Origin of the sequence: Nocardioides sp. QY071 (assembly GCF_029961765.1) — a bacterium.
GTDB lineage: Bacteria > Actinomycetota > Actinomycetes > Propionibacteriales > Nocardioidaceae > Nocardioides.
Window position 1 is genome coordinate 31,820 of the sequence record NZ_CP124681.1, and the last position, 17,130, is coordinate 48,949.

Here is a 17,130-nt window from a genome sequence, read left to right on the forward strand (position 1 = left end):
GTGAGTGTCGGTGCCCCGTCCTAGTGTCGAGCCATGACCGCAACCCAGTGGACAGCGGACACCCTCCTGACCCGGTACGACGAGGTCAGGGCCCACACGGAGCGCCTGGCCGCGCCGCTGAGCCCTGAGGACCAGACGGTGCAGTCGATGCCGGACGTGTCGCCGACGAAGTGGCACCGGGCGCACGTGACCTGGTTCTTCGAGACCTTCGTGCTGGCCGACAACGAGAGCGGGTTCGCGCCCTACCAGGACCAGTACTGGTTCCTCTTCAACAGCTACTACGAGGCCGTCGGGCCGCGCTACAACCGCGCGGAGCGTGGCGTGATCAGCCGGCCGGGTGCCCACGACGTGGGCCTCTACCGGGGCAACGTCGACGACCGGATGCGTGACCTCCTCGACAGCCTCGACCAGGGCACGATCGACAAGCTGGCGGGCACGATCGAGCTCGGCTTCCACCACGAGCAGCAGCACCAGGAGCTGCTGCTGATGGACATCAAGCACGTGCTCTCGCTCAACCCCCTGCGCCCGACGTACGCCGGCACCCGGGCCGCGCCGACCGAGCCCGACCCGCTCGGCTGGGTCGAGGTGGAGGGCGGGTTGGTCGAGATCGGTCACGACAGCAGCGGGTTCTCGTTCGACAACGAGCTGCCGGCGCACCAGGTCTGGCTGGAGCCGTTCCGGCTCGCCGACCGGCTGGTGACCAACGGGGAGTGGCTGGAGTTCATGGCCGACGGCGGCTACCAGCGCCCGGAGCTGTGGCTCTCGGACGGGTGGGCCCAGGTGAAGACCCACGAGTGGCGGGCACCGTTCTACTGGACGCAGGTCGACGGGGTGTGGTTCGAGCACACCCTGCACGGCACGTTTCCGGTCGACCTCGGGCTGCCGGTCAGCCACGTCAGCCACTACGAGGCCGACGCCTACGCGACGTGGGCGGGCAAGCGGCTGCCGACCGAGGCGGAGTGGGAGCACGCCGTGCGCAGCAAGGGCGACGGCGGTGCGGCCAACCTCGCCGACACCGAGACCTGGCACCCGCGGGCGGCGGGGAAGCAGACCGGCGCCCTGCGCCAGGTGTACGGCGACTGCTGGGAGTGGACCTCCTCGGCGTACCTGCCCTATCCCGGCTTCCACCCGGCGGCCGGCGCGATCGGGGAGTACAACGGCAAGTTCATGTCGGGGCAGATGGTGCTGCGCGGCGGCTGCGCGCTGACGCCACCGGGCCACGCGCGGGCGAGCTACCGCAACTTCTTCCCACCGGGCGCGCGCTGGGCGCTGAGCGGGCTGCGCCTCGCGGACGGCGGTGTCCGCGCATGAGCGAGACGCCCCGGGTCTGCGTGCTGCTCGAGCCCGACTGGGCCAGCGGCAGCCTCGCGGCCGACGTACGCCGCGGCCTGAGCAGCTATCCGCGCACCCTCCCGCCACGCTGGTTGTACGACGACCGCGGGTCGGCGCTGTTCGACGAGATCACCCGGCTGCCGGAGTACTACCCGTTCGCGGCCGAGCACGCCATCCTCACCGCCCACGCCGACGAGATCGTCGCCGCGAGCGGGGCAACGACCCTGGTGGAGCTCGGCAGCGGGACGAGTGAGAAGACCCGGCTGCTGCTCGACGCGTTCACCCGGACCGGCCAGCTGACGAGGTTCGCGCCGGTCGACGTGGCCGAGGGGACGTTGCGGCAGGCGGCCGACGACATCGCGGCGCGGCACCCGGGGCTCGAGGTGGTGGCGGTGGTCGGCGACTTCACCCTCCACCTCGCGCAGCTGCCGGCGGGCGGGCGCCGGATGGTCGCCTTCCTCGGCGGCACCATCGGCAACCTCTACCGCGAGGAGCGTGCCGCCTTCCTCGGCGCGCTGGCCGACGTCCTGGAGCCGGGCGACTCGCTCCTGCTGGGCACCGACCTGGTCAAGAGCGCCGACCGGCTGATCGCGGCGTACGACGACAGCCAGGGCGTCACCGAGGAGTTCATCCGCAACAGCCTGGTCGTGGTCAACCGCGAGCTCGGCGCGGACTTCGACCCCGAGGCGTTCTCCTACGTCCCGTTCTGGGACCCCCACATGGAGCGGATGGACCTGCGGCTGCGCGCCGAGGTGCCGCAGCAGGTGAGCATCCCGGGCGCCGACCTGGTGCTCGACCTGGCGATGGGGGAGGAGATCCGGATCGAGATCTCGACCAAGTTCCGGGTCAGCCGGATCGCGGCCGAGCTCGAGACGGCGGGCCTCGACGTCGCGCGGGTGTGGACCGACGCGGCCGGCGACTTCGCGCTCACCCTCGCGGTCAAAGCCTGAGCGGATACTCCGCCCAGTTGTGGGTATCCCCGGGTCCGGCCTGCGCGTCGGGGTGGACGTGACCGAGATGACGCGGCAAGGTCGGACCCACGCCGGAAGATCCCGGACACCTCATCATCTCGGAAGGTTGTGACGTGAAGAGAGCACTGACGATCGTTGCGTCGGTTGCGACGGCAACAGCACTGCTGGTGCCCGGGGGGAGCAGCAACGCTGCACCGCAGGCTCCCCAGGTCGCCGCGAAGGCGCCGTCGTACACCCCGCCCGCCCCCGTGTGGGGCGCATGCACGGACGCCCGCCTCATCAAGGCCGGCGCCCAGTGCGGCATGCTCGAGGTACCCCTCGACTACGACAAGCCCAAGGGCAAGAAGATCCAGATCGCGGTCAGCCGCGTGCTGCACACCAACGCCGACTACAAGGGCATGATCGTGGGCAACCCCGGTGGCCCCGGCGGCTCCGGCCTCGGCATGGCCCGCCTCGGCGCCGCCATCCCGAACGGCGTCGGCGCCAAGTACGACTGGTACGGCTTCGACCCGCGCGGTGTCGGCAGCAGCACCCCGTCGCTGAGCTGCAACCCCGACTACAAGGGCCAGGGCTACGACCGGCCCAACTACGTGCCGACCAAGAAGAAGGACCTGAAGTGGTGGCAGCGGGTCACCAAGCGCTACGCCAAGGCGTGCTCGAAGGCTGACGCCAAGCGGCTGCTCAAGCACATCCACACCACCGACGTCGCCCAGGACCTCGACAGCCTGCGCAAGGCGGTCGGCGCGCCCGTGCTGAACTACTACGGCTTCTCCTACGGCACCTACCTCGGCCAGGTCTACGCGACCATGTTCCCGAAGAAGGTCGGCCGCTTCGTGTGGGACGGCGTCCTCAACGCGGACCGTGCGTTCTACGAGTCGAACGTCGACCAGAACATCCAGTTCGACAAGAACATCAACCGCTACTTCAAGTGGCTGGCCCAGAACGACGCCCGCTACGGGCTCGGCACCAGCGGCAAGAAGATCCGCAAGGGCTACTACAAGCTGCTCAAGAAGCTCGACAAGCAGCCTGCGGCCGACGGCAAGCTCGGTCCGGACGAGCTCGGCGACGTGCTGCTCAGCGCCGGCTACTACGTCTACGACTGGGACCTGATCGCCCAGGCGTACGCGAAGCTCGTCAAGACCGGTGACGGTGCGGACCTGATCGACATGTACGCCGGTCCCGGCGACGACAACGGCTTCGCCGTCTACAACGCCGTGCAGTGCACCGACGCGGTGTGGCCGAACTGGAAGAAGACCGAGGCCGACGCCTGGCGCGTGCACAAGAAGCACCCGTTCCTGACGTGGGGCAACACCTGGTACAACGCCCCGTGCCTGAACTGGCCGGCCCCGTCGCGCAAGGCGTTCGAGGTCAGCGGCAAGAAGGTCAAGTCGCCGATCCTGATGATCGGCGAGACCCACGACGCCGCCACGGTGTTCTCCGGTGCGATCGCCACCCGCAAGGCGTTCAAGACCTCGTTCCTCATCGAGGGCAAGGGCGGTACGACGCACTCCGGCTCGCTGTCCGGCGTCGCCTGCACCGACGACCTGGTCGCCAGCTACCTCGACACGGGCGTCCTGCCGAAGCGCAAGAAGCACAAGGGCAGCGACCTGAAGTGCCCGCCGGTCGCGCCGGAGTTCCTGGCCGCCCGCGGCGCCGGGCCGCAGACGGTCAACGACCGGATGCCGGCCGACCTGCGCCGGCTGCTCCTCGAGGCCCAGGCGAGCGGCCGCTGAGGAGGCACAGCAACGGGTGATCCCACCCACGAACGGGCGTCGGCGTACTCGTCGGCGCCCGTTCGCCTCTTCCGGCAGGAGCGACATGGCAAGATTCGGCGCGTGAGTCGTGTGGGGAGTCTCGGTGCCGCGCTGGTCGGCGTCCTGCTCCTGACCGGCTGCAGCGGTGACCCGAAGGTCGTCCACCAGGTGGTGCCGACGCCCGAGGCCGTGGTCACCGAGTACGACGCCTCCAAGGAGCCGTCCGCCGCGGTCCTGGCCCTGGTGCCGTCGGCCGCCACGACCCTGGAGGTCACCGACTTCGACCAGCTGCGCCTGGTGCTGGGCTTCTCCACGCTCGACGGCGCCACGCCCGGGCCCGAGCGCGACCAGTTCTGGCAGAAGGTCCCGCAGACCGCGGCCCTGTCCGACGGGATGCTGCGGCCGGTCGACCAGCGGCTGCGCAACCAGTACGGGATCAGCCAGGACGACGTCGCGTGGGAGGCCAGCTGGTCGGGCGACTCCGGGGGCAAGGGCTGGGTCCTCGCGTTCCACGACAAGGTGCCGATGCCGGCGGTCCACCGGGCCGTCGAGGCCGGGGTCGGTCCGCTCGCCGGTGCCGTCGTCGACGACGGCCGCCACCTGGTCACCTCGGCCGCGCCGCCTGCTGCGGCTGACGCCTGGGGCGCCGACCCCGCGCTGGTCGCGCTGACGGGCACCGAGGCGGTCTCGACGTACGTCCGGCGTGGCTGCACCCCCTTCGACACCGTCTTCGGCGCCGGCATGGAGAAGCAGCTCGCCGCGGCGCCGGCCGCCGCGCTGCACGGTCTCGACGAGCTCGACGCCTGGTCGGTCGCGCTCGGCACCGAGCTGGTCACCGTCCAGCTGGGCGAGAAGCGCAGCGACGCCTTCGAGCGGGTCCGGCTGGCCGACGTGATGCCGCCGACCGACCCGGACTTCGCGCTGGTGATGAGCCGCGGGGTCGCGGACCCGGCGAGCGGCCGGCTGGGCTACGTGCTCGACGACCCGGCGGCCGCGGCGCGGCTGACCCGCGAGGGGCACCTGCCCTTCACCGTCTGCCCCAGCTGACCGGCTCTTTCGGCGAGGGTTCCATCTGGGATCCGAGACACAACTCCCGGATCGCTCCTTCCCGCGAGGCGATCGTTCGGCGTCGAATGGGAGACACGGGTCACACGGGACCCGTGCCAGGAGGATCCACGATGACCAGCACCACCCGCGGCGTCGAGCGCCGCACCATCGACGTCGTACCGGCGTCCGAGCGCCACGGCACCCCACGCAGCCAGTTCACGCTGTGGTTCGGCGCCAACCTGCAGATCACCGCCATCGTCGACGGCGCGCTCGCGGTCGTCTTCGGCGCCGACGCGCTCTGGGCGATCATCGGCCTGCTGCTCGGCAACGTGCTCGGCGGTGCGGTGATGGCGCTGCACTCCGCGCAGGGCCCGAAGCTCGGGCTGCCGCAGATGATCTCCTCGCGCGCCCAGTTCGGCGTGTACGGCGCGGTGATCCCGCTCGTGCTCGTGGTGGTGATGTACCTCGGCTTCGCCGCCACCGGCAGCGTCCTCGCCGGCCAGGCGCTGAGCGAGGGCCTGCACCTCGGCGCGCCCAAGCTCGGCATCGTGCTGTTCGGCGTACTGACCGCCGTCGTGGCCACCCTCGGCTACCGCTACATCCACCTGATGGGGAAGGTCTCGACCGTCGTCGGGATCGTCGGCTTCACCTACCTCGCGATCAAGGTCGTCGCGGACTACGACGTCACGAGCTTCTTCGGCACCAAGGGCTTCGACATCGTCACCTTCCTGCTCGCCATCTCGCTGGGTGCGGGCTGGCAGCTGACCTTCGGGCCGTACGTCGCCGACTACTCGCGCTACCTGCCCGCCGACACCCCGGCCGTGACGACCTTCCGTGCCACCTTCCTCGGCAGCGTGCTCGGCTCGCAGTGGTCGATGACCCTCGGCGCGATCGTCGCCTCGATCCCCGTCAGTGCGGGGGATCCCGGCTTCCTCGGCAATCAGGTCGGGTTCATGGGCGACCTCGCCGGCGGGGGTTTCGTGGCGCTGGTGATCTACCTGGTCATCGTCTGCGGCAAGCTCGCGGTCAACTGCCTCAACGCGTACGGCGGCCTGATGACGATCCTCACCACGACCTCGGCGTTCACCCGCAGCAGCAAGGTCTCCGCGACGACCCGCGCCCTGCTCATCGCCGCCTTCCTCGCGACCTCGGTCGGCATCGCGCTCTTCGCGTCCGCCGACTTCCTCGACAACTTCAAGAACTTCGTGCTGGTGCTGCTCATGGTCTTCACGCCGTGGAGCGCGATCAACCTCGTCGACTACTACCTGATCTCGCGCGAGCGGGTCGACGTGCCGGCGCTCTACGACCCCGACGGCCGGTACGGGCGCTGGAACACGACCGCGCTGGCGTCGTACGTCATCGGTGTGGTGGCGCAGGTGCCGTTCCTGGCGCAGAAGCTCTACACCGGACCGATGACCGACGCGCTCGGCGGCGCCGACATCTCGTGGATCGTCGGACTCGTCGTCACCGCGGCGGTCTACTACGCGTGGGCGCGCCGTACGGCGAACCCGCCGGCACAGACGATCCCGATGCCGGAGACCGCCGGCGTCTAGGGCACTAGGTCGCGCTGAGCTCGTCGTACTGCGCCTTGTCGTGGGCGCAGATGACGGTGACCTGGTCGTTGCCGCGGGCGAGCTCCCGGAGCCGCTCGAGGTTCGCGACCCGCTGCCGGTTGTCGACGGCCATCAGCCGCTGGAACGCGGTGAGTGACACCGGGCAGGTCGGCGGGTCGTGGAGCTGGCCGCCGTGGAAGAACGCGTCGCCGGCGTGGAGCAGCCAGCGGCCGTCGTCGCGGCGTACGGCGACGCCGGCGTGGCCGCGGGTGTGGCCGTGCAGCGGGATGATCACGACGTCGTCGGCCAGCGCGGTGACCGAGGCGAAGCCGAACCAGTCGTCGCCGCCCTCCTCGTGGAGGCTCCACTGCGGGGTGTGCGCCCACTGGCCGGCGACGTAGCGGGCCTTCTCGCGCAGGCTCGGGTGCGTCGCGGCGGCGTGCTCCGTGGCGTGCACGTGGATCCGCGCGTTGGGGAAGTCGCCGATCCCGCCGGCGTGATCGAGGTCGAGGTGGGTCAGCACGATGTCGGTGACCTCGGCCGGGTCGTGGCCGCGCGCCTTCACCTGCGCCAGGGCGGTCTCGCGGGGGTCGAGGTCGGGACGCACGGTCATCAGGAACGGCCGGCCCAGGCGCGAGCGGTCGGCGAGGTCGCCGGTGCCGAAGCCGGTGTCGACCAGGGCGAGCCCGTCGGGCCGCTCGAGGAGCAGGACGTGGGCGACCATGGTGGGAGCGAGGGCGGGCCTCATGGTCGCGCAGTTGAGGTGGGAGATCCGCACGGCGCTCAGCGTGTCACAGCTCGAGGTCGTGCAGGCGCTGAACCGTCGGGGACGTCGGCACGGTGCTCGGGTCGGGTGCGGTGCCGAACAGCCGGTCCGCCGTACCCGCGGTCGTGACGGTGAACCAGTAGTGCTCGCTCTTGTAGTGGTGCAGCCGGTGGTTGCGCCACACCTTGCGGTACCACGCCGAGCGGGGCCGGTAGTCGCTGTGCAGCAGGTAGTGGGTCCACTCGTAGCCGGACTTGATCGCGTAGACCGCCGTGAGCAGCGTGAACATGGCGGTCGTCGTCGGCGTGACCAGCCAGGCGAGCGCGGCCCAGGTCGGGGCGAGCCACAGCTGGGCCTGCCAGGGGATGAACACCAGCGGGATCGCCCGCGGGTCGGCGTGGTGGGCACGGTGCTTGCGGGCCAGCAGCGGGTCGAGCGTGAGCCCGGCCAGGCGGCGGGGGCGCCAGTGCAGGATGAAGACGTGGACCACCCACTCCACGACGGGGAGCATCGCGACCAGTCCTGCGGGGATCGCCAGCTCCCACCAGGAGCCGGGCCCCGCGAGGACGCGGCCGGTGACGGCGGCGACCAGGCAGGTCGTGAGCAGGTAGGGACTCGGGTGGCGCCAGAACTCGACGAACACCTCGCCCAGGCCCTGGTTGGTACGACGACCGGCGGCCCGGTCGCCGACGTACCTCCCGTCGATGCGTGCCTCGTCCTCGGCCAGCCGGCGCTGCGCGTGCGCCTCGCGGGGGCTCACTCGCCCTCTCCCATCGCGGCGAAGGCACCGAGCAGGGTGTCGGCGGTGGGGGTGAGGACCCGGGCCGCGGCGGCGCGGGCGGTGGCCGCGTCGCCGGACCGGACCGCGGCGGTCAACAGCCGGTAGGGCTCGACCTGGCCGACCTCCCCGGCGAGGACCGCGGCGAGGGCCGGGAGCGCGGGCTCGTAGGCGGCGCGCAGGCTGTTGTACATCAGCCGGAACACCATCGAGTCGGCGCCGTCGACGAGCCGGTCCCAGTAGTCGAGGGCGAGCACCTGCCAGGTGACCGCGTCGGTCGTGGTGGCCATGGCGTCGGTGACGGTGTCCAGCTCGGCGGCGAGCGCCGGCCCGCCGCGCTCGGCGGCGAGGGCGGCGATCCCGGGCCCGACCTCGGCCCGGGCCTCGATCACGCTGCGCCCGATCGAGGTGTCGAGCCGCCCGCCGCGGACGAGCAGCCGTGGCAGCAGGTCGAGGCCGGCCGCGCGGCGGAAGTCGCGGACGAGCGTGGACCCGCCCTGGCGCACCTCCACCAGCCCGGTCTGCGCGATGCGCTGCAGCGCCTCGCGGACCGCGGGGCGGGAGATGCCGAGAACCTCGGCGAGCCGGCGCTCGCTGGGCAGCGGCTCGCCGGCAGCCAGCTCGCCGTCGACGACGTCGTCGAGGAGCTGGTCGAAGACCTGGTCGGACACGGACCGACGAGTGACGGGACGGAGGGCCATGTGCGTCACGGTAGGCCGGTCCTGCCCGGTGGTCAAGTGGTCAGACCAGTTGCGGTTTGGTCCCAAACCGCATGCTCACGGCACCGAATTGCGTGGTTTGGTCCCAAACCGCAACGCCTCGACCCTGCCCCGTAGGCTGCTTGACGTGGTGCGCTGGTGGAGCATGCGGTTGTGGGGTGCCCACCTGCTCGGGCTGGTCTGCGTGTCGGTCGCGGTCGGCATGGGCGCGTGGCAGTACGACGCCTGGCAGGCCCGCCGCGACGCCGAACGCGTCGACCTGACCCACGCGGAGCCCGTCGCGATGACCGACCTGATCGGTCCCGACGACCCGTTCCCGACGGCGGGACTGGGGCGCCCGGTGGAGCTGCGCGGGACCTTCCTGCCCGAGGGCACCGTGCTGGTGTCCGGCCGGACGGGCGCGAAGGGCGCCGACGGCGACTGGCTGGTCACGCCGATCACGGTGGGCGACGCGGACGCTCCCGCCGTACCCGTGGTCCGCGGCTGGGTGCCCGCCGGCACCGACCTCGCGAGCCTGCCCGCGCCGCCGACCGGCGAGGTGGACCTGCTCGGCTGGCTGCAGCCGCCCGAGGGCAGCGGCCAGGCGGACGACGACCCGCGCGACGACGTACTTCCGGAGCTGCGGATTGCGGACCTGGTGCAGCGCGTCGACCAGGACCTGTACGGCGCCTACGTGGTCGCCGAGGAGCCGCTGGCCGCCGACGCCGCGGCCGGGGTGGACGGTGCGACGCTCGACCAGCTGCCCGAGGCGAGCCGGTTCACCGGGCTGCGCAACATCCTGTACGCGATCGAGTGGTGGGTGTTCGCGGCGTTCGCGGCCTTCCTGTGGTTCCGCTACGTGCGCGACGCCACGTCCGAGCGGGACCTCGAGGAGGCCGACGCCGAGGCGGGCGAGGACGCCGTCGTACGCTCGGACCCGTGACCAAGCTCTTCAACGTCTACCGCGTGCTCGCGCTCGTGGTCGGCGTGCTCCTGCTCGTCGGCACCGTCGGCTCGCTGCTGAAGTACCTGCTCGAGGACGGCACCACGCTGCAGCGGCTGGGTGACGACCTCACCCCGATCTGGCTGGTGCACGGCTGGATCTACATCGTGTACGTCGTCGTCGCCTTCCTGCTCACGCAGAAGGCGCGCTGGACTATCCCCCAGCTCGGCCTGATGCTGATCGCCGGCCTCGTCCCCGGCCTGATCTTCTGGGTGGAGCGCCGGGTCGCCCAGCGCCTGCGCGAGGACCACGCGGAGCTCGCGCAGGGCTGACGTCGTGCGCACGATCGGCCGGGAGGCGGAGCTCGAGCGGTTGCGTGCTGCGCTCACCCGGACCGATCGTCATGTGGTGCTCATCGCCGGCGAGGGTGGGGTCGGCAAGACCCACCTGCTCGACGTCCTCGCCGAGGAGACCGCCGCGGTGCGTGCCTACGGCACCTCGGCCATGGCGCAGGTTCCGCTGGGCGCCATGGCGCACCTGGTCGCCCCCACCTCGCTCGTCCTGACCGCGATGGTCGCCGACGTCGTCCGGGCGGTACCCGATCGAGGAGTGCTCGCAGTCGACGACCTCGACCAGTGCGACGAGGTGTCGCTCGGGGTGGCCCTGCGGGTGGCGCGCGACCACGGTCGGACCCTGGTCGCAACCGTTCGAACCCGCGACGGGGTGCTGCCGTCGGTGATCGCGACCTTCGCGCACGATCTCGGAACCGAGGTGGTCACGCTTCTTGCCTTCAGCCGCGAGGACACCGATCGGTTCGTCCAGCAGCTGCTGGACGACGTCGTGGACGCCGGGATCGTGCAGGAGGTGTGGAGCCGGACGGGCGGAAACGCGCTGTTCATCGCGCAGGTCATCGGCGAGGCGCGGCAGGCCGGCACCCTTCACCACTCGCCCGCCGGATGGGTCTCCCGAGGTCGGCTGAGTGTTCCCATCCGGCTCCGCCACGCGCTCCTGTCGCGACTCGCCGGGAGTACCGGGGAGGCCCGCGAGGTGGCCCGCATGGTCGCGTCCGTCGGCCGGATGACCCTCGACGAGGTCGAGCGGTACGGCCCGTCGCCCGCGATCGACGAGCTGGTCGACAACGGCGTGCTGATCTGGGACGGACCGGTGCTGCGCTTCGTGCATCCCCTGTTCGCAGAGGTGCTGTGGGCCGAGGCGTCCCCGCTGGTACGGCGGCGGCTGCTGCGCCGGCACCTCGCCGTGGCGCGCGGCGCGGCTGCCCCGGACGTCGTACGGATCGCGGTGCTGGGCCTCGATGCGGGTGAACGCCCCGACCCGGTCGGCCTGCTCGCCGCGGCACGGCTGGCCAATGCGGGCGGTTCGGCCGAGACGGCTCGCCGGCTGGCGGCCGCGGCAGTCGAGCATGGCGACGGCGATGTCGCGGGCCAGGCGGCGCTGGTCCTCGCCGCCGCCCTCAGCGAGCTGGGCCGCTCGGCCGAGGCCGTCGACGCACTGCAGGGCACGTTGGAACGGATCGAGCCCGGCCCGTTGGCCATCGCCTTGGCCGTCACCGTCCACAAGCTCATCGTGTGGGGCACCTTCGACCTGACCGCTGCGGCAGGTGCACTGCGCGCCGAGGCGCGGCGCTACCCCGATGGCGCGCCAATGGTGCGCGAGTCCTTCGCGATCGCCGAGGCCGACAGCCGGATCTATGCCGCGCAGGCGCACCGCGCCCGGGTGATCCTCGACGGGATCGACCTCGCGAACCTGCCGCCGGTGCTGAGCACGCTGCACGCGACGACCCGCGCCCACGTCCTGACCCACCTCGGACACACGGGCGAGGCGCTCGACCTGGTCGGCGCCACCCTCCAGCTGGCCCTCGACCAGCCGCACGAGGTCATCCCTGGGACGCGTGATCGGCTGCTGACGATCGCCAGCCACGCCGCCCGCGAGCATGGCAGCTACGCGCTCGCCGTGGAGTACGGCGAGCGCTCCCACGACGGAGCGCTGGCCGACGGCACCGTGGTGGGTCGGGCCTGGGGCGCCGTGGTCGCGTCGGCGGCGTGGGGCCAGGTGGGTGATCTCGATGCGGCGGTGTTGTGGGCCCGACGCGCACTCGTGGCCGCGACAGCCTGCGGAATGGTCGACGCCGAGCGGCTCGCGATCGCGATGCTCATGATGGGCGCCGGAAGTCGCGGACAGGCGGTCGCACCGGAGCTGCTGGACCGACTCGGCGCGCTGCCCGCCGGCGTGGGCTTCCTACGTCACCACATGCCGATCGCCCACGCGTGGGCCGAGTTCGGCGCCGGCAGGTCCGGTCGGGCGCGGAGCCTCCTGCGTGCCGGCGAGCACGCGGCCCGCGAGGTCGACGCCCGGGTGGCCGAGTCCTGGATCCTGCACGAGCGGGTGCGGATGGGGGACCGCGACGGCGTCGCCGCGCGGCTCGTGGCGCTCGACATCGACTCGCCGCTGGCTGCGGCGCGGCTGCGGCTCGTCACCGCCCTCGACGACCGCGACGGTGCGAGCGCCGCCGCGGCGGCCGAGGACTTCCTCGAGCTCGGCGCCGTCCTCGCGGCGGCGGAGGCCGCGGCCGAGGGGGCCCGGCTGCTCACCGGTCGGGCCGCGGCGGCCGCCCGACGCCGTACCAGCGAGCTCGCGGCGCGGATCGGCAGTCCGACCACGCCGTTGCTCGTCGGCCTGCCGCAGGATCCGCTCAGCCGCCGCGAGCGCACGGTGGCCGAGCTCGCCGCCGACGGCGCGTCCAATGCCGAGATCGCCGAGCGCCTGCACCTGTCGGTGCGCACGGTCGAGAACCACCTGAGCCGGGTGTACGCCAAGCTCGGCGTCGCCTCGCGCACCGATCTCGCCGCAATTGAGTGGTCACCACTCAATCCCCCGGGCCCTCTCCGTTCCTAGCCTCCGTGGGACCGGGCGGTCCCGCCCGGCTCTGTCGCCGCACCCCGATCGGGCGGGGTCTCGGAAGGGAGCACCACCCCATGACCATCGTTCGCAGGCTCCTCGCGCCGGGTGTCGTGCTGGCCACGATCCTGGCCCTCGCACTCGCCGGGGGCTCGTACGCCGCCGGCAAGATCACCGGCAAGCAGATCGCGAAGAACGCCATCACCTCCAAGCACGTCAAGGACGGCAGCCTGGCCACCGCCGACCTCTCGCCCGCCGCCGTCGCCGCGCTCAAGGGGGCACCCAGCGAGAAGGGTGCGACCGGCGCGCCCGGACCGACGGGGCCGGCCGGTGCCACCGGCCCGCAGGGCAGCGCCGGTGCCCAGGGGCCGCAGGGTCCCGCGGGTGCCCAGGGACCGCAGGGTCCGGCAGGTGCCCAGGGACCGCAGGGTCCGGCCGGGATCCTCGGCCTCGTGAAGGTCGAGACCGCCGACTCGGTCGCCGGCAACGCGGAGAAGACGACCTGGGCGAACTGCCCCGCGGGCAAGGTGTTGATCAGCTGGGCGCTGAGCAATGCGGCCAACATCGACGACCTGGTGACCACGCCGAAGCACGCGGGCTACGACCTGTTCGGCTTCCCGACCGGCATCGGCATCCGCGTGTCGAACCTCGTCCCCGGGACGAACGGCTACACCCTCGTGGCGCTCTGCGCCAGCCGGAGCTGAGCCCACACCGGTCCCGGGACCGGCGGGGAACAGCCGCAGGGGCGGTGCGGAGGTCCGCACCGCCCCTGCGGCGTACGCGGGTTGCGCGCGATCCTCGAGCGCTCAGTCGCGCGGCTCCTCCGGCAGCGGGTCGGTGAGCGGGTCCGGGCGCTCGTCGGCCGGAGCCGGAGGCGGCGGGACCTGGTCGGGCTCGTCGATCGGCTCGGGTGCGTTGTCGACGAGCAGCTCGTCGGGCGCCTCGGTCGGCGCTGGCGGCGTCGGCGGCGTCGGCGGCGTCGGTGTGGTCGGTGTGGTCGGTGTGGTCGGCTCGGGCGCGGACTGCCACGGGGAGTCGTTGCCTCCACCCTGCAGCTTCTTCGCCACCGCGGTCACGATCGCCCCCAGTGCACCGAGGGCCACCAGCTTCTTCAGCTTTCCCATCCCGAGCTCCCTTCGTCGTTCCCGACCCGGCCGGGTCGACGACTCCATCCCACCACGTCCCCGGCGGCGGGGGTCAACCCCTGGTGGGTCGGGGGCCAGGCCTGTGGCGGGGCGTGCGGCCGTCAGTAGGATCGAGTTCGTTCCGCACCACACCCGTACCACCTGGAGACGAGGCAACTTCCATGGCAGAGCAGCAGGCCGTCCTGAAGACCAACAAGGGCGACATCACGCTCAACCTGTTCCCGAACCACGCGCCGGAGACGGTCGCCAACTTCGTCGGCCTGGCCAAGGGCGAGAAGGCGAACTCGGCGAAGGGTGCGGGCGAGCCGTTCTACGACGGCCTGATCTTCCACCGCGTCATCGAGGGCTTCATGCTGCAGGGCGGGTGCCCGCAGGGCACCGGCACCGGCGGCCCTGGCTACCAGTTCAAGGACGAGCCGCACCCCGAGCTCACCTTCGACAAGCCCTACCTGCTCGCGATGGCCAACGCCGGCCCGGGCACCAACGGCTCGCAGTTCTTCATCACCACCGCGCCGACGACGTGGCTGAACTTCAAGCACACCATCTTCGGTGAGGTCGCCGACCAGGCCTCCCGCGACGTCGTCGACGCGATCGACAAGACGCCGACCGGCCGCAACGACCGTCCCGTCGACGACGTCGTCATCGAGTCCGTCGAGATCATCGGCTGACCCACCCCGCATGAGCACCCCTCCGGTCGGAGTGCCGACCTGCTACCGGCACTCCGACCGCGAGACCTGGATCCGCTGCCAGCGCTGCGAGCGCCCGATCTGCCCCGACTGCATGCGCGAGGCGTCGGTGGGCTTCCAGTGCCCCGAGTGCGTCGCCGAGGGCCGCAGGTCGGTGCGCCAGGCGCGCACGGCGTACGGCGGCCAGATCACCGGCAACCCCGGGGCGGTCTCGATCGCGTTGATCGGCATCAACGTCGTCGTGTGGATCGCGATCATGGCGTCGGGCCGCTACGGCAGCAAGCTGTACGATCTGTTCGCGCTCGCCGTCCGCGGCTCGTGCCGCGAGGACAACGGCACCTACTACCCGTTCGTCGACAAGGCGTCCTGCCACGCCGGCACCACCGCGCACTGGGCCGACGGCGTCAGCGACGGCGCCTTCTGGCAGCTGCTCACCTCGATGTTCACCCACGTCGAGCCGTGGCACCTCGGCTTCAACATGCTCGCCCTGTGGGTGCTCGGTCCCCAGCTCGAGTCGATCCTGGGCCGCGGCCGCTACCTCGCGCTCTACCTGCTCTCCGGCCTCGCCGGCTCGGTGGCGGTCTACTGGCTCGCCGGTGAGCAGACCACGACCGTCGGTGCCTCCGGCGCCGTCTTCGGCCTGATGGGCGCGCTGGTCGTGGTCGGCCTCAAGCTCGGCGCCAACATCCAGAGCCTGCTGATGTGGATCGGCATCAACGTGGTGCTGACCTTCACCCTCTCCAACGTCTCCTGGCAGGGACACTTCGGCGGTCTCGCCGGTGGCGCGGCCATCGCCGCGGTGCTGGTCTACGCCCCGAAGGAGCGTCGTACCGCCGTCCAGGCGGCCGGCCTCTCCGCGATCGGGGCGGTGCTCGTCGTCGCCACCCTGGCCCGCACGCTCGCCCTCAGCTGACCCGGCAGAAAGTGGCGCCTGATTCGGGCCGACCCGGCAGAAAGTTCTGCCGGGTCGGCGTGGTTTTCGAGCCACTTTCTGCCGGGTCGGCGATTTCCCCAGGGTTGTCCACCGCTGTGGATGAATGACACGGGTGTAGTTCTCCCCAGCTGTGGACAGCCCTGGGGAAAACGGGCTGTGGAAAAACGACCGCGCCGGCGGACCAGGACGGTCCACCGGCGCGGCATGCGACGGGACGGGGAGGCCTACTCCCAGCGGGTGGCGAAGGCGAAGCCGACGGCCATGAAGCCGATGCCGACGAACAGGTTCTTCTGGCCCAGGTCGTTGAGGATCGGGATGTCCTTGGGGTCGTTGCCGGTCAAGAAGATGTAGAAGATGCAGATCCACAGCAGGCCGACGATGAAGCAGGCGAGCATGCTGATCACCACGCCGCGACCACGCCCCATCGGGGTGGACGGGTGGGCGGAGATCATCAGGCCGAGGAAGAACGCGATGAACCCGATCAGGTAGTTCTTGGCCTCGAGATCGGCGAAGAAGGACGGCCCACCGGGCTGGCGGACCTTGCCGTTGGATCCGATGCTGCCGAACCCGTCGGTGGGCCGGATGCCGAAGTAGTAGTAGATGATCCAGCCGATGCCGCCGAGGATGAGCACCAGCGCGATGGCGAAGCGGATGCTGAGCAGCGGGCCGCGATCAGGGTCGCCGAAGACCTCGCGCTCCTTGCGCTTCGACAGGCGGGACGACTTCGCCACGGGTGGCTCCTCGATCAGGTTCAGTGGTGGTGGACACTGTCAGTATGACGGGTGCCCACGCCGGAGGTACGACGGGCCGCCGACCCGAGGCGCGCAAGCGCTCCTGGGCGTGGCGGGTCGGCACGCCCGCGGTCGTGCTGCTGAGCGGTGCCCTGCTGGCCGTCTCGGCCACCAACAGCGAGGGATCCGACCTGCGGCCGGGACGCTACACCGATCTCGCGGGGCTGGTCGAAGGCGAGGCGGCCGACTACCGCAAGGTCGAGGAGCACTACCAGGAGCTGTCCGACCAGGTCGACCGGCTCAGCGCCGGCGTCGGCGACAAGGGCGTGCGGGACGCGCGGCGCGAGATCGCCCAGCTGCGGGACCCGGCCGGCATGACGCCGCGCACCGGTCCCGGCCTGAAGATCACGCTGTCCGACGCGCCCGAGGAGCTCCTCGACGAGGCCGTCGAGCGCAACAAGCACCTCGACCCCGACGACCGGCTCAACCTCAACCGGTTCGTCGTGCACCAGCAGGACATCCAGGCCCTGGTCAACGCGCTGTGGCGCGGCGGCGCCTCCGCGGTCACCATCGCCGGCCAGCGGGTGATCTCCACGACCGGCATCCGCTGCAAGGGCCCGGTCGTCCAGCTCCAGGGCGAGCCCTTCCCGCAGCCCTACGTCATCGAGGCGGTCGGCGACGCCGGCGAGCTCTACTCCTCGGTCTCCGAGGACCCGATCGTCGCCGGCTACCGCAAGGACGCCGACAACCCGCTCATCAAGATGGGCTGGGAGCTCGACTTCGAGGACCGGATCGAGGCGCCGGCGTACGACGGCCTGGTCGACCTGCAGTACGCCCGGCCCCTGCGCTGAGATCCCTCTAACCGTTCGATCGAAC

17 protein-coding genes are annotated in these 17,130 nt (G+C 71.5%); 12 read left to right on the plus strand and 5 right to left on the minus strand.

Annotated elements, in window-relative coordinates; translation table 11 throughout:
• The first annotated feature begins 33 nt into the window (after positions 1 to 33).
• The 5 genes from egtB (at position 34) to QI633_RS00145 (ending at position 6,657) form a co-directional block, all read left to right on the plus strand.
• Positions 34 to 1,311 (plus strand): ergothioneine biosynthesis protein EgtB, encoded by a 1,278-nt coding sequence (gene egtB, locus QI633_RS00125; RefSeq protein WP_282427722.1) that lies wholly within the window; start codon positions 34 to 36, stop codon positions 1,309 to 1,311.
• Positions 1,308 to 2,282 carry an L-histidine N(alpha)-methyltransferase gene (egtD, locus tag QI633_RS00130; RefSeq protein WP_282427723.1) on the plus strand — a complete coding sequence of 325 codons (975 nt, stop codon included), beginning with the start codon at positions 1,308 to 1,310 and terminating at the stop codon, positions 2,280 to 2,282. The genes egtB and egtD overlap by 4 nt, the downstream gene beginning before the upstream one ends.
• Positions 2,283 to 2,416: 134 nt before the next feature.
• Entirely contained in the window at positions 2,417 to 4,036 is a 1,620-nt protein-coding gene (locus QI633_RS00135) for an alpha/beta hydrolase (RefSeq protein WP_282427724.1), read from the plus strand.
• Positions 4,037 to 4,138: 102 nt separating this feature from the next.
• A complete protein-coding gene (locus QI633_RS00140; protein ID WP_282427725.1) occupies positions 4,139 to 5,104 on the plus strand; it encodes a hypothetical protein in 966 nt (321 codons plus the stop codon).
• A gap of 131 nt (positions 5,105 to 5,235) precedes the next feature.
• The gene (locus tag QI633_RS00145; protein WP_282427726.1) at positions 5,236 to 6,657 is read left to right on the plus strand and encodes a cytosine permease; all 1,422 of its coding nucleotides are present in this window, start codon (positions 5,236 to 5,238) and stop codon (positions 6,655 to 6,657) included.
• A gap of 4 nt (positions 6,658 to 6,661) precedes the next feature.
• Here QI633_RS00145 and QI633_RS00150 read toward each other — a convergent pair whose 3' ends face one another.
• The 3 genes from QI633_RS00150 to QI633_RS00160 are packed head-to-tail and all read right to left on the minus strand — an operon-like array spanning position 6,662 to position 8,902.
• Positions 6,662 to 7,435: an MBL fold metallo-hydrolase gene (locus QI633_RS00150; RefSeq protein WP_282427727.1), complete on the minus strand. Its 774-nt coding sequence runs from the start codon at positions 7,433 to 7,435 to the stop codon at positions 6,662 to 6,664.
• A gap of 13 nt (positions 7,436 to 7,448) precedes the next feature.
• Entirely contained in the window at positions 7,449 to 8,183 is a 735-nt protein-coding gene (locus QI633_RS00155; protein WP_282427728.1) for a sterol desaturase family protein, read from the minus strand.
• Positions 8,180 to 8,902, minus strand: a complete 723-nt coding sequence (locus QI633_RS00160) for a GntR family transcriptional regulator (protein WP_282427729.1) — start codon at positions 8,900 to 8,902, stop codon at positions 8,180 to 8,182. The genes QI633_RS00155 and QI633_RS00160 overlap by 4 nt, the downstream gene beginning before the upstream one ends.
• Before the next feature lie 145 nt (positions 8,903 to 9,047).
• Here QI633_RS00160 and QI633_RS00165 point away from each other — a divergent pair, with 145 nt between their 5' ends.
• The 4 genes from QI633_RS00165 to QI633_RS00180 all read left to right on the plus strand — a co-directional run bounded on the left by QI633_RS00165 (position 9,048) and on the right by QI633_RS00180 (position 13,462).
• Positions 9,048 to 9,842 carry an SURF1 family protein gene (locus QI633_RS00165; RefSeq protein ID WP_282427730.1) on the plus strand — a complete coding sequence of 265 codons (795 nt, stop codon included), beginning with the start codon at positions 9,048 to 9,050 and terminating at the stop codon, positions 9,840 to 9,842.
• Entirely contained in the window at positions 9,839 to 10,174 is a 336-nt protein-coding gene (locus QI633_RS00170) for a DUF3817 domain-containing protein (protein WP_282427731.1), read from the plus strand. The genes QI633_RS00165 and QI633_RS00170 overlap by 4 nt, the downstream gene beginning before the upstream one ends.
• 4 nt (positions 10,175 to 10,178) lie before the next feature.
• Positions 10,179 to 12,755 carry a LuxR C-terminal-related transcriptional regulator gene (locus QI633_RS00175; RefSeq protein WP_282427732.1) on the plus strand — a complete coding sequence of 859 codons (2,577 nt, stop codon included), beginning with the start codon at positions 10,179 to 10,181 and terminating at the stop codon, positions 12,753 to 12,755.
• A gap of 80 nt (positions 12,756 to 12,835) precedes the next feature.
• Positions 12,836 to 13,462, plus strand: coding sequence for a collagen-like protein (locus QI633_RS00180; protein WP_186348214.1), 627 nt, complete (start codon positions 12,836 to 12,838; stop codon positions 13,460 to 13,462).
• A gap of 102 nt (positions 13,463 to 13,564) precedes the next feature.
• Here the strand turns inward: QI633_RS00180 and QI633_RS00185 are convergent, their stop codons facing one another.
• The gene (locus QI633_RS00185; protein ID WP_282427733.1) at positions 13,565 to 13,882 is read right to left on the minus strand and encodes a hypothetical protein; all 318 of its coding nucleotides are present in this window, start codon (positions 13,880 to 13,882) and stop codon (positions 13,565 to 13,567) included.
• A gap of 182 nt (positions 13,883 to 14,064) precedes the next feature.
• Here QI633_RS00185 and QI633_RS00190 point away from each other — a divergent pair, with 182 nt between their 5' ends.
• Positions 14,065 to 14,571, plus strand: a complete 507-nt coding sequence (locus tag QI633_RS00190; protein WP_141796487.1) for a peptidylprolyl isomerase — start codon at positions 14,065 to 14,067, stop codon at positions 14,569 to 14,571.
• Positions 14,572 to 14,581: 10 nt separating this feature from the next.
• Entirely contained in the window at positions 14,582 to 15,502 is a 921-nt protein-coding gene (locus QI633_RS00195; RefSeq protein WP_141796486.1) for a rhomboid family intramembrane serine protease, read from the plus strand.
• A gap of 245 nt (positions 15,503 to 15,747) precedes the next feature.
• Here QI633_RS00195 and QI633_RS00200 read toward each other — a convergent pair whose 3' ends face one another.
• Positions 15,748 to 16,254, minus strand: coding sequence for a cell division protein CrgA (locus QI633_RS00200; protein ID WP_141796485.1), 507 nt, complete (start codon positions 16,252 to 16,254; stop codon positions 15,748 to 15,750).
• A gap of 44 nt (positions 16,255 to 16,298) precedes the next feature.
• Here QI633_RS00200 and QI633_RS00205 point away from each other — a divergent pair, with 44 nt between their 5' ends.
• Positions 16,299 to 17,105: a DUF881 domain-containing protein gene (locus QI633_RS00205; protein ID WP_282427734.1), complete on the plus strand. Its 807-nt coding sequence runs from the start codon at positions 16,299 to 16,301 to the stop codon at positions 17,103 to 17,105.
• Positions 17,106 to 17,130: the final 25 nt, after the last annotated feature.